Raw genomic sequence first — 12,193 nt, forward strand, 5'->3', positions numbered from 1 at the left:
CGTCAGACAGGGCGAAGGTGGCATGAAAGCGGGCATTAAGGAACGGTCGCATTGGCTGATGGGATATGGAATTCCCCGCGCGACACTGAAGTTGCTCGCGCGCTGGGGTGATCCGTTTGCTCGATTGGTGATCGACAGCAGCCATCCTGAGAACGTGTGTCAGCTCGTCGAGCAGATACGCCAGCGGGGGCGTATCTCACCGGTAGTTGGCGGCGGGTGGGTCACCGCTGACGCACACATCGTTCGCGACGTGTTTCGTGATAGCAGGTTCCGGACCGTTAAGCCGCAGGACCGGTCACAGTTTCGTCTCATCTCGTGGCTGTTCGCCAAAACCGATCCAGGGGTGATGAATCCTGTTGAACCGCCATCGCTGCTCGTCGTCGATCCACCGGAGCATTCACGCTTGCGGCGCCTGGTATCGCGGGCATTCACCCCGCGCGCGATCGACAGACTTCACGATCGCATCCAGGAGATCGCCGACTACCTGCTCGACAATCTGGAAACGCGATCCTGCTGCGATCTCATTGCCGACTACGGTTCGCGAATCCCCATCGAGGTCATCGCCGAAATGCTGGGCATTCCCCGCCACGAGACCCCATACCTTTATGGACTAGCCGATCCGATCACCAAACTGATCAGCAGTACCGCGGTGTCGTGGCGCGAATTCCATACCGCCACTGCGGCATTGGGTGAGTTCGAAGACTACATCGCGATGCATATCAGGCGGCTGCGTCACGACGGCGCGGACGCCAGCATCTTGTCCGCTGTCTTACAGGATGGCGATCTGACCGACCAGGAAGTCAAGATGTTCGCGGGGCTGCTGCTGGGCGCCGGGTCCATCACCACCATCCACGCCTTCGGCAACGCCGTCGTCGCACTTGTCGCTCATCCCCACCAACTGGCCCGCCTGCAAGCAGATCCCGAGGGCTGGCCCAACGCGGTCGAGGAAGTGCTGCGCTACGACTCGGTCTTTCAAATCACGGCCAGGGTGGCGACCGAAACGCTGCAGATCGACGACCACACCGTGACGGAAGGTGCGGCGATCTTCCTTCTCGCCGGCGGTGCCAACCGAGATCCCGCCGTGTTCGACCGTCCCGACGAATTCGACATCACCCGCGCCAATGCGCGCGACCACATCAGCTTTGGCACCGGGATTCACGCTTGCCTCGGTGCAGCGCTGGCCCGCATGGAACTTCGCATCGGCCTACAAGCCCTGTTTGAGCGTTTCCCCGACCTAGCCCTCGCCGGCGAACCGACCCTGAACAACAGCACGCTGCTGCACGGCGTCAAACAGCTACCGGTAAACCTCGGACCCGCACGGGTCAACACTGCCTAGAAGCCAGGCGACTTAGCGGTGAGCCGACGGCGCCTACCCACGCTCCTCGGGGAAAACGCCGCTCACGTGAAGCGGAACCAGCGGCGCGCGGCCAACGCGGCGAGCACACCCCACACCGCCAACACGGCGAACCCGAACCAGTCCACCGACAGGCTCATGGCCTGCGACAGCGCCTCGGTCAGTGCTCCCGAGGGAGTGAGCCGCGCGGCCCACTTGACCGCCGGCGGGATCATGCTGGTCTCGAGGGTCAGCGCGCCGAATCCGGCGAAGACGAACCACAACAGGTTGGCGAGCGCCAGGACGATCTCGGCCCGCAAGGTGCCGCCAAGCAACAGGCCAAGCGCCGCGAATCCCGCCGTGCCCAGCGCGATGACCGCCGCACCCAACCCGAGTGCTGCCAGAGCGGGACGCCAACCCAGTGCAAAGCCGATCACGCCCAAGAGGATTGCCTGCAAGAAGACGGTGAAGACCACGGCCAGTGACTTGCCGATGATGATTCCCCAGACGGGCAGAGGCGTCGCTCCGAGCCGCTTCAACGCCCCGTAGCGGCGATCGAAGGCGACTGCGATGGCCTGTCCGGTGAAGGCGGTGGAGATGACGGCCAGCGCCATGATGGCGGGGACGAACACCGCGGCGCGGTGCGGGCCGAACGAACCCAGCGGTAGCAGGGTGAGCCCGACCAGCAGCGTGATCGGGATGAACATCGTCAGCAGCAATTGCTCGCCGTTGCGCAACAGCAGCTTCAACTCCAGGCCGAACTGCGCGGTCAGCATCCGGGAAACCGCGTTGGGGCGTGGGTCCGGGGTGAAGGTGCCGGCCGGAAACACGTCGGTCATGGCCGCAAGCTCCGTCCGGTGAGATCCAGAAACACGTCCTCCAGGCTGCGCTGCTCGACCCGCATATCGGTGGCCAGCACGTTGATTTGCGCGCACCACGCCGTGACCGTCGCCAATATTTGCGGATCGACTGGGCCTTCGACCAGATACTCGCCCGGCGTCAGCTCGGTGGCCTGGTAGTCCTCCGGCAGCGCGGAGGCCAACAGTGACAGGTCCAGCCGCGGCGGCGCGCTGAACCGCAATTGATCCTTGGCGCCGGCGCGCATCAGTTCGGTGGGCGTTCCCGCGGCGACTGTCACGCCGTTGTCGATGATGACCAGCCGGTCGGCGAGCTCCTCGGCCTCCTTGAGCTGGTGGGTGGTCAGCAGCACGGTCACGCCGTCGCGGCGCAGCGCGTCGATCAACTCCCACACCAACAGCCGGGCATGCGCGTCCATGCCCGCGGTGGGTTCGTCGAGAAACACCAGTTCGGGCCGCCCGACCAGCGCGCAGGCCAGCGCGAGCCGTTGCTGCTGCCCGCCGGAGAGCCGTCGATAGGTGGTGCGTGCGGCGTCGGTGAGGCCCAGGGTGTCCAGCAACCACTGCGGGTCCAGCGGGTCGGCGGAGTAGGCGGCCACCAGGTTGAGCATTTCGCCGGCGCGCGCTGCCGGATAGCCGCCACCGCCCTGCAACATGACGCCGATGCGCGGGCGCAGCCGGGCGTTGTCGGTGATCGGGTCGAGCCCGAGCACCTCGATGGTTCCGCCGTCAGGACGGACGAAGCCTTCGCACATCTCGACCGTCGTCGTCTTACCGGCGCCATTGGGGCCCAGCAGGGCCAGCACCTCGGCGGCGTGCACCTCGAGATCCAGGTTGGAGACGGCCTTGCACACCGACGCGCCCGACCCGTATTGCTTGCTAACCCCACGCAGCCGAACGACCGTGTCGGGGTTCTGGGGGGCCGAGGTCACGTGGAATCAGCGTAGGCGTCGGGCGCCGACTCGGAACGAGGGGTCTCGGCAGGCTCGGTGGTTCGCGCTTGCGGCTGGGGTTCGAGGCTCGCGGCCCGGATGGGCTCGAGTGGTCGCCACGGCAAACGCCCGTACGTCACTGCGATGAGCATGACGACGATGAGGGTGCTGGCCACGGTGGCGTCGACGATCTGGAACAGCGCGAAGCGGTCGCCGTTGGCGGTCGGGCCGAAGATGCCGACCACCAGGGTGACGACGATGGCTGCCAGCCGGAAGCCGGTGCGCGTAGCCCAGGCGGCGAGCGGAATGATCGCCCACAGCAGATACCAGGGCTGCACCACCGGAAACAGCAGCACGGTGACGCCCAGCGCCACGCCCAGCCCGCCGATCGGATGCAGCCGGCCGCGGAAGACCGCCAGCAACAGCCAGCAGACCAGCACCATGATGATCAGCACGCCGATGGCACGCGTCAGCGACAACACCGCGGTGGTGTGATCACCCAGGCCCAGCAGAATCCCCACTTGCCCGGTGCCCAGGGCCAGCAAGGTCGGCGGCGACATCCAGCTGCGCACCACGTTGGCAGTGCCCAGCGTGTAGATCCAGCCGAACCCCAGGCCGCTGACCCACCCCACGATGGCCATCACCGCCAAAGCCAGCCCCGACATGGCCCCGCCGGCCACCAGCAGCGCTTTCAGGGTCCCCCCGCAGCGGTAGGCGAGTGCCATCGTGACAAAACCCAGCGCCAGCAGCGACGGCAGCTTCACTTGCGACGACAGCACGATCAGGATCGAACCGGCCACCAGCATGCCCAACGGTTCCCAGTCCGGGCCGATTCGCCACGACGTGGGCATCAGCCGCGCGGCGTCGATGCCGCGCAACGCGAATTCCGCGCCGGTCAGCATCAGCCCGAGCATCAGCGCCTCGTTGTGGATGCCGGCAACCAGATGCATGATCAACAGCGGATTGGCCGCGCCCAGCCACAGCGCGCTGACCTCGGCGACGCCGCAGCGCCGCGCCAGCCGCGGGACCGCCCACACAATCAGTCCCACGCCGATCAGCACCACGATTCGGTGACACAGCACCGCTGCGACGATGTTTTGACCGGTCAGCGCCGAGATTCCGCGCCCGATCCACAAGAACAACGGGCCGTAGGGCGCCGGAGTCTCGCGCCACAGGCTGGGCACCGAGAGGGTGAAAACGTGGCCGAGGCCCAGTCCGGACGCCGGTCCCACCCGGTAGGGGTCGAGTCTCTCCAGCGAGATCTGGCTCTGCGCCAGGTAGGAGTAGACGTCTTTGCTGTACATCGGCGGCGCGATCAACAGCGGAAGGGTCCACAACAGCAGCGTGCGGTCCAGTTCGCCGCGTGACATCCGCCGGTCACCCAACGCGAACCGGCCGAGCATTAACCAGGCGAGCGCCATCATGACCGCCCCGGTCGTCGTCATCGTCAGCGACACGGTCTGGATGCGCGACGGCAGGTTGAGCAGCCGGACCCCGAAAGTAGGGTCCTGCACGACGGGCCTGGCCCCGGCGCCGAGGGCGCCGATCGCCATCAGCACGGTGCCGGTGGCGCCGAACAGGCGGGTGCGTTGCACTGCGGCTAGCTCGGTAGCGTTGAGCGGCGAGCCCACCGCCTGCTCATCACCATGCAGGCTGGCGATCGACGAGCTCAGCGTGTGCTGGCGGGCTGCCATCAGAGCAGCGTAGCCCTGTCGACGATGCGGGCCGCAGGACACGGCCCCGCTGAGGAGCAGGGCAATCGAGTGGAGCGGCATGGGTCGAGTTTTCCTGCGGTGGCTACGGCCGAAGCGGAAACTGGCTCTCGCCTAGACGTCGATGTGACGCCGAATCCGGCCGCGTTCAATGGCGAGTTGTTCGGCACGGTTTAGGTGCTTCCGGCGGGGAAGGCGGCTACGGCGGTGACTCCTTGGGCAATCGCTCCGCGACGGCCCTGACTTTCCAGAAGTAGGACGCTATTTTCGGGATCTGCCCCCAGGGTCACGACCGCGGTAGGGGTCAGGTGGTAAAGCCACCGCTCTCCGCCGAAACCGATTTGCGTCCATGCGTTCTCGGCAAGGGTCCAGGTGTTCGGTGCGGTGACGAGAGATGCTTTCGGGCCGGGCGAATCGCTTCTCGTACCGACGTAGACGACATCGAGTGAGCCATCGCCGTCCCACCACAGGCCGCCTACCCCAGGCACCTCGTTGGGATCGGTAGGTTCCGGGATGTGGCTGACCTGTGTCTGCCATGTCGACGTGTCGATCAGCGCCGGAAACGACGATCGAGAACTCGGGCTGACGCGGCTTGTGCTCACGTAGGCGACACGCTTTCCGTCTGGGCTGAACCACACCCGAGAGATCTGGCCGTCCGACTGAGCCGGTCCCACCGACCGGACCGCACCATCTTTACCCACCGCGAACAAGTAGGTGGGCCCGCCGGTTGCGAGGATGTCCGTCGGCAGCGCGCCGACAATCACCGTGTCGGCGTTGGCACCGAGTACCGAGGTGCCGCCGGGACGCCGGGATTGCCCACCCCCGGGTCCGGACGGGCTGGCCGGAGCCGGAAGTTGGACCGTACGAAGGGTTTTCGGCTTCGGGTCCGAATCGTTCAAATCGACACCCATCAGCCGATCGGGATCCTCCCACCACACAAGCATGCTGCCGCCGGCGGCCACGGGCACCGAACTCGGGCACGCAACGGAGCGCACCTCCCCGGTAGCGATGTCGAAGACCAAGATGTGGTTGGCCGCCGTCGAGCCTGGCTTACCGGCACTGACGAACACGTGCCTGCCGTCTGCGGTGAATGACGGCGCCCCGGAGTCCGCCGTCCCGAAGCTCGCTTGAGACGCAGCGGATCGGCCGCTGAGCACTTTGACCCCGTCGCGGTCCTGATATGCCACCGCCCACCCCGGCAGGTAGCCCGGGCACGCCCGCAGGCAGCGGAACCTGCGAAGCCGGCAACGCACCCCCCGGGTGCGACGAGTCGGTCGACGCATTTTCCCGCGCGCCGCCATGACAGCCCGACAGCATAAGAATGGTGACCAAGGCGGCGAAGCACCTGCGAGCCCGCTTAATCAATATCTCGGAGCCAGATCGATGGAATGTCTGTGGCGCAACCGGACGACGCGGAAAACTTCGCAAATAGCATCAGGGCCCCAGCGCACGATGACGGGAATGGTCAGCGGAGCCAATTAAATACTTAGCTCGAGTCGGCCGCCGACATGGGTGACAGCAGGCAAGCATGATACGGTTGCGGCACAAGCCATTCGACCAACCTAAAGCCGTGCCCGCGGCTATGCAGCATCCAGCTGCGGACCCAAGCCAACGCTCCTGTTAGTTAGTGCTGACTGTCGTATAGGTGGTGGTAGTAGCGCTATCTTCAGCCGTGATGGCAAGTCGGGTCCAAAGTTTGACAAGGTGTGTGTCGGTTCTGCTTGTCTGCGGTGTGCTCGTGGTGGCCTGCCAGGGTGCGCCGCATGCTCCGTCGGCAACCAAGACCAGCTCGGCCGGCCCGGCTAAGCCCGATCAGTCGAAGGTCTTCTTTCCGGCAACGGTGGATACCTATGGTCTGACCGTCACGCAGGCCGACCGGGATCATCTGACCGAACTGTATGCGCTGCGCCAAATCGACCCCTGCGGTTTCGTCGACCAGCAAACGCCCGGCTTCGTCGACGCCCCACCCCCCGCGCTGCACAACCACGAGGACTACAGCTACACCTACAGTGCCGTCGCAGGAATTTACCTCGGGGATCGCCTTTTTCCGCTCGGGGGCGATGCCTGTGGAATCGCCTTTCCTGCCACGAAGATCGGGTTGCTGCTTCGCATCTATCCGGGAGAACCCGACAGGTACGGCAGTGACATGTTTAGCCCGGATCCGTCGCATCCCGGCGTCATGAAGTCAACGACGTGGGGGAAATGCACGTTTCGGGTGCCGCTGCCGCTGACCGCTCTGGCGGGTGTGCCCAAGTCGATGCGCGACCCCGCGGTCCAGGTGACTCCGATGGACGTCGCGAACGGCGAGTGGAATATGAACGACACCTCGTTATGCACACTCGCCGGGGCGTTAGCCGGTGACATGGCCGTAATGTGCGCGAGAAAGGGGTTCCCGTGCATGCCGGGCGCCGCAGCGTCGCGGCGAAGTTCCTGACCGGCGATCCCTGCGCCGCCGCACCGGACCTGCACGCGGTGGATTTCATCTGGAGGCAGCCCCCACCGTAGGCGCAGTGGCCGGAAACCTGGCGGCATCCTGGGGCCTGCATTCTGCGGCTCACCCAGGCTGATAGCGGCCCGGACGTCCGGTCGGCCGTGGTCAAATACGGTCTGGCCGTATGGTCCGACGCGATAATTGCGGATATTGCCGGTCAAACCCCCGGCATGCCGTTAACCCGCAGCGAGCGGGACGGTGTGACGCTCTTCGACTTCACCGGCGCCAACGAGACTGGCTGTAGCAGCTTCGTTATCGCCAGAACCAACCTCGCCATCGAACCGATCACCGTCGGAGTCGGTGCTCCCGGCATGCCCATCCCCACCCCGATAGTCACAGTTCATCTGAGCACGCCGGCAGGCAGCAACTGTGGCGAAATCGCCAACCAGACCGCGTTGGACGCCGTCAAACGCGCGACTTAAGGAAATAACACCACCCGCGCCGACCAGGACGATCTTCGTGAGCCCGACCACTGCGCACCACAGCAGGTCGGGGGTGCAGACCATCGAGGCTTCGTCGACCATCACCGTGCGCGGATCGATATTGGCGCACCAGCGATGTGACCAGCGCAACCCCGCACAGAGGGCACCCTTCCTGGACCGATCGCGGGAATTGCGTCACACTGGTGTTGTGAAAATCCGATCCGAGCTGGATGCTGCTGTGCCTGCATCCGCTGCTGCGGGAACGGATGGTCACACCCGCCGGGCCATCGTGCAATTGCTGGTGGAATCCGGATCGATCACCGCCGGTGAGATCGGTGACCGGCTGGGGCTGTCGGCCGCCGGCGTGCGGCGCCATCTCGACGCGCTGATCGAGGCCGGCGACGCCGAGGCCGCGGCTGCCGCGGCATGGCAGCAGGTGGGACGGGGCCGGCCCGCCAAGCGGTTCCGGCTGACTGCGGCCGGGCGGGCCAAGCTCGACCACGCCTACGACGACCTGGCGGCCGCAGCCATGCGGCAACTGCGCGAGATCGGTGGCGAGGACGCCGTTCGCACGTTCGCGCGGCGACGTATCGACTCGATCCTGGCCGGTGTCGAGGCGGCCGGCAGCGCCGATGACGCCGACGTCGAGGCGGCCTCCGAGCGGGTCGCGGGCGCGCTGACCAAGGCCGGCTACGTCGCCACCACCACGCGGGTTGGTGGACCGATCCACGGCGTGCAGATCTGCCAGCACCACTGCCCGGTGTCGCATGTCGCGGAGGAATTTCCCGAATTGTGCGAAGCCGAGCAGCAGGCAATGGCGGAGGTGCTCGGAACGCACGTGCAGCGGTTGGCGACGATCGTCAACGGCGACTGCGCCTGCACCACCCACGTGCCGCTCACACCGACGGCCGGCAAGACCTAGCACCAAACGGCGCCCAGCCCGCGCCGAACACAACACGAGCATCAAAGGAGCGTCCCTATGACATTGACGCCAGAGGCCAGTAAGACGGCCGCACCGCTGACCCAGGAAGAGGCCATCGCCTCGCTGGGCCGGTACGGCTACGGCTGGGCGGACTCCGACGTCGCGGGCGCCAGCGCGCAGCGCGGGCTGTCCGAGGCCGTTGTCCGCGACATATCGGCGAAGAAGAACGAGCCGGAGTGGATGCTGAACAACCGGCTCAAGGCGCTGCGCATCTTCGATCGCAAGCCGATGCCGGGCTGGGGCTCCAACCTCGAGGGCATCGACTTCGACAACATCAAGTACTTCGTGCGGTCCACGGAAAAGCAGGCCGCGACTTGGGATGATTTGCCAGAAGACATTAAAAATACCTATGACAGATTAGGAATTCCCGAAGCAGAAAAGCAAAGATTAGTTGCTGGAGTAGCGGCTCAGTATGAGTCGGAAGTTGTTTACCACCAGATCAGAGAGGATCTAGAGGCTCAAGGGGTCATCTTCCTCGACACTGATACGGGTTTGCGGGAGCAACCAGAGATATTCCAGCAATATTTCGGTACGGTTATTCCAGCAGGAGACAATAAGTTCTCTGCGTTGAATACAGCCGTTTGGAGTGGTGGCAGTTTTATTTACGTCCCACCAGGCGTGCACGTCGACATTCCGTTGCAGGCCTACTTCCGGATCAACACCGAGAACATGGGCCAGTTCGAGCGAACGCTGATCATCGTCGACGAGAACGCTTATGTTCACTACGTCGAAGGCTGTACCGCGCCCGTTTACAAGTCGGACTCGCTGCACTCGGCGGTGGTGGAAATCATCGTAAAGCCGGGTGGCCGTTGCCGTTACACGACCATCCAGAACTGGTCGAACAACGTCTACAACCTGGTCACCAAGCGCGCCCGGGCCGAGGCCGGCGCCACGATGGAGTGGGTTGACGGCAACATCGGATCCAAGGTGACGATGAAGTACCCGGCGGTCTGGATGACCGGCGAGCACGCCAAGGGCGAGGTACTGTCGGTGGCTTTCGCCGGCGAGGACCAGCACCAGGACACCGGCGCCAAGATGCTGCACCTGGCACCCAACACGTCGAGCAACATCGTGTCCAAGTCGGTGGCCCGCGGCGGCGGCCGCACGTCCTACCGCGGCCTGGTGCAGGTGAACAAGGGAGCGCACGGCTCCAGGTCGAGCGTGAAATGTGATGCGCTGCTGGTCGATACGATCAGCCGCAGCGACACCTACCCCTACGTCGACATCCGCGAAGACGACGTCACGATGGGCCACGAGGCCACTGTGTCCAAGGTCAGCGAGAACCAGCTGTTCTACCTGATGAGCCGCGGGCTGACCGAAGACGAGGCGATGGCGATGGTGGTGCGTGGGTTCGTCGAGCCGATCGCCAAGGAACTGCCCATGGAGTACGCGCTGGAGCTCAACCGGCTGATCGAGTTGCAGATGGAGGGCGCGGTCGGATGACCGCTGAAACAGCAGCAGCCCAGGGATCCTCATTAGCCGCACTGAATAAGGGAGAGCTGTTCTCCTCCTTTGACGTCGACGCATTCGAGGTCCCGCACGGCCGCGACGAGATCTGGCGGTTCACCCCGCTGCGCCGGTTGCGCGGTCTGCACGACGGCTCAGCGCCGGCCAGCGGCAGCGCCCGCATCACTGTGAGCGAACAGCCCGGCGTGCAAACCGAGACCGTCCGCCGCGGTGACGAACGGCTGGGGCAGGGCGGCGTTCCCGCTGACCGGGTTGCCGCTCAAGCGTTTTCGTCGTTCAACTCCGCGACGCTGGTCACCGTGGGGCGTGACACGCAGGTCGCCGAGCCGGTGAACATCACCGTCACCGGACCGGGCAGGGGAGCAGTGGCCTACGGGCATCTGCAGATTCGGGTGGAGGAACTCGGCGAGGCGGTCGTCGTCATAGACCACAGCGGCGGCGGAACCTACGCCGACAACCTGGAATTCGTCGTCAACGACGCAGCCCGGCTGACCGTCGTGTGGATTGCCGACTGGGACGACGACACCGTCCACCTCAGCGCGCACCACGCAAGGCTCGGCAAGGATGCGGTGCTGCGGCACGTCACCGTCACGCTGGGCGGCGAGGTGGTGCGAACGACCACCACCGTGCGGTTCTCCAGCACCGGTGGGGACGCCGAGCTGTTGGGTCTGTACTTCGCCGACGATGGGCAGCACCTCGAGTCGCGGCTGCTGGTCGACCACGCTCACCCCGACTGCAGGTCCAACGTGCTGTACAAAGGTGCGCTGCAAGGGGATCCGGAGTCGAATCTGCCCGACGCACACACCGTCTGGGTGGGCGACGTGCTGATCCGCGCGGAAGCCACCGGAACCGACACCTTCGAGGTGAACCGCAACCTGGTGCTCACCGACGGCGCCCGTGCCGACTCGGTGCCCAACCTGGAAATCGAGACCGGCGAGATCGTCGGCGCCGGACACGCCAGTGCCACCGGACGTTTCGACGACGAGCAACTGTTCTACCTGCGTTCCCGCGGCATTCCGGAAGAGCAGGCCCGCCGACTGGTGGTGCGTGGCTTTTTCGGCGAGATCATCTCCAAGATCGCGGTGCCCGAGGTCCGGGAACGCCTGACCGCAGCCATCGAACACGAACTGGAAATCACGGAATCGAGATCAACAGCCTCATGACGACTCTGGAAATCAAAGACCTGCACGTCAGCGTGGAGAATCCCAGCGCCGCCGATGGCGAGCGCGAGATCCCCATCCTCAACGGCGTCGACCTCACCGTGAAATCCGGTGAGACGCACGCGTTGATGGGCCCCAACGGCTCCGGCAAGTCCACGCTGTCCTATGCCATCGCAGGGCATCCCAAATACCGGGTCACCTCGGGATCGATCACCCTGGACGGTGCCGACGTCCTGGACATGAGCATCGACGAGCGCGCGCGGGCCGGACTGTTTCTGGCCATGCAGTACCCCGTCGAGGTGCCCGGCGTCTCGGTGTCGAACTTTCTGCGCTCGGCAGCCACAGCCGTCCGGGGCGAACCCCCGAAGCTGCGGCACTGGGTGAAAGAGGTCAAGACCGCGATGGCCTCCCTCGATATCGACCCTGCCTTTGCTGAGCGCAACGTCAACGAGGGTTTCTCGGGTGGCGAGAAGAAGCGCCACGAGATCCTGCAGCTGGAACTGCTCAAACCCAAGATCGCCATCCTCGACGAGACCGACTCTGGCCTGGACGTCGACGCATTGCGGGTGGTCAGCGAGGGTGTGAATCGCTACGCCGAAGCCGAGCACGGTGGCATCCTGCTCATCACGCACTACACCCGCATCCTGCGCTACATCCACCCCGAATATGTGCACGTGTTCGTCGGCGGGCGCATCGCCGAATCGGGTGGTTCGGAACTGGCCGACGAGCTCGAACAGAGCGGATACGTGCGCTTTACCCAGGCCGATGGCGGCGACCCGCAACGCCCGGCTTCGCCGCGCTTGCAATCGCCGCGGACGGCGGCAACCGGAGCCTAAC

11 protein-coding genes are annotated in these 12,193 nt (G+C 65.2%); 7 read left to right on the forward strand and 4 right to left on the reverse strand.

Annotation, left to right across the window (positions count from 1 at the left end):
* Nucleotides 1-22 precede the first annotated feature (22 nt).
* Nucleotides 23-1,336 carry a cytochrome P450 gene (locus tag AC5Y21_RS08505; RefSeq protein ID WP_499911262.1) on the forward strand — a complete coding sequence of 438 codons (1,314 nt, stop codon included), beginning with the start codon at nucleotides 23-25 and terminating at the stop codon, nucleotides 1,334-1,336.
* Between the two features lie 62 nt (nucleotides 1,337-1,398).
* Here the strand turns inward: AC5Y21_RS08505 and AC5Y21_RS08510 are convergent, their stop codons facing one another.
* From AC5Y21_RS08510 to AC5Y21_RS08525, 4 genes are all read right to left on the reverse strand, one after another.
* The gene (locus AC5Y21_RS08510) at nucleotides 1,399-2,172 is read right to left on the reverse strand and encodes an ABC transporter permease (RefSeq protein ID WP_499911264.1); all 774 of its coding nucleotides are present in this window, start codon (nucleotides 2,170-2,172) and stop codon (nucleotides 1,399-1,401) included.
* Nucleotides 2,169-3,122, reverse strand: a complete 954-nt coding sequence (locus AC5Y21_RS08515; protein WP_499911266.1) for an ABC transporter ATP-binding protein — start codon at nucleotides 3,120-3,122, stop codon at nucleotides 2,169-2,171. Before AC5Y21_RS08515 ends, AC5Y21_RS08510 begins: the two co-directional genes overlap by 4 nt.
* Nucleotides 3,119-4,816 carry a polyprenol phosphomannose-dependent alpha 1,6 mannosyltransferase MptB gene (mptB, locus tag AC5Y21_RS08520; RefSeq protein WP_499911267.1) on the reverse strand — a complete coding sequence of 566 codons (1,698 nt, stop codon included), beginning with the start codon at nucleotides 4,814-4,816 and terminating at the stop codon, nucleotides 3,119-3,121. The genes AC5Y21_RS08515 and mptB overlap by 4 nt, the downstream gene beginning before the upstream one ends.
* Nucleotides 4,817-5,007: 191 nt before the next feature.
* Complete coding sequence (locus AC5Y21_RS08525; protein ID WP_499911269.1) at nucleotides 5,008-6,021, reverse strand: TolB-like translocation protein; 1,014 nt, start codon at nucleotides 6,019-6,021, stop codon at nucleotides 5,008-5,010.
* 521 nt (nucleotides 6,022-6,542) lie between these two features.
* Here AC5Y21_RS08525 and AC5Y21_RS08530 point away from each other — a divergent pair.
* From AC5Y21_RS08530 to sufC, 6 genes are all read left to right on the forward strand, one after another.
* Nucleotides 6,543-7,268 carry a hypothetical protein gene (locus AC5Y21_RS08530; RefSeq protein ID WP_499911271.1) on the forward strand — a complete coding sequence of 242 codons (726 nt, stop codon included), beginning with the start codon at nucleotides 6,543-6,545 and terminating at the stop codon, nucleotides 7,266-7,268.
* 227 nt (nucleotides 7,269-7,495) lie between these two features.
* Entirely contained in the window at nucleotides 7,496-7,747 is a 252-nt protein-coding gene (locus AC5Y21_RS08535) for a hypothetical protein (RefSeq protein WP_499911273.1), read from the forward strand.
* 121 nt (nucleotides 7,748-7,868) lie between these two features.
* Nucleotides 7,869-8,669, forward strand: a complete 801-nt coding sequence (locus AC5Y21_RS08540) for a helix-turn-helix transcriptional regulator (RefSeq protein WP_499911368.1) — start codon at nucleotides 7,869-7,871, stop codon at nucleotides 8,667-8,669.
* 57 nt (nucleotides 8,670-8,726) lie between these two features.
* Nucleotides 8,727-10,172: a Fe-S cluster assembly protein SufB gene (gene sufB / locus AC5Y21_RS08545; protein WP_499911275.1), complete on the forward strand. Its 1,446-nt coding sequence runs from the start codon at nucleotides 8,727-8,729 to the stop codon at nucleotides 10,170-10,172.
* Entirely contained in the window at nucleotides 10,169-11,359 is a 1,191-nt protein-coding gene (gene sufD, locus AC5Y21_RS08550; protein WP_499911277.1) for a Fe-S cluster assembly protein SufD, read from the forward strand. Before sufB ends, sufD begins: the two co-directional genes overlap by 4 nt.
* On the forward strand, nucleotides 11,356-12,192 hold the full coding sequence (gene sufC, locus AC5Y21_RS08555; RefSeq protein WP_499911279.1) for a Fe-S cluster assembly ATPase SufC: 837 nt from the start codon (nucleotides 11,356-11,358) through the stop codon (nucleotides 12,190-12,192). Before sufD ends, sufC begins: the two co-directional genes overlap by 4 nt.
* Nucleotide 12,193 lies beyond the last annotated feature (1 nt).

The organism is Mycobacterium sp. NGS41, assembly GCF_059812725.1.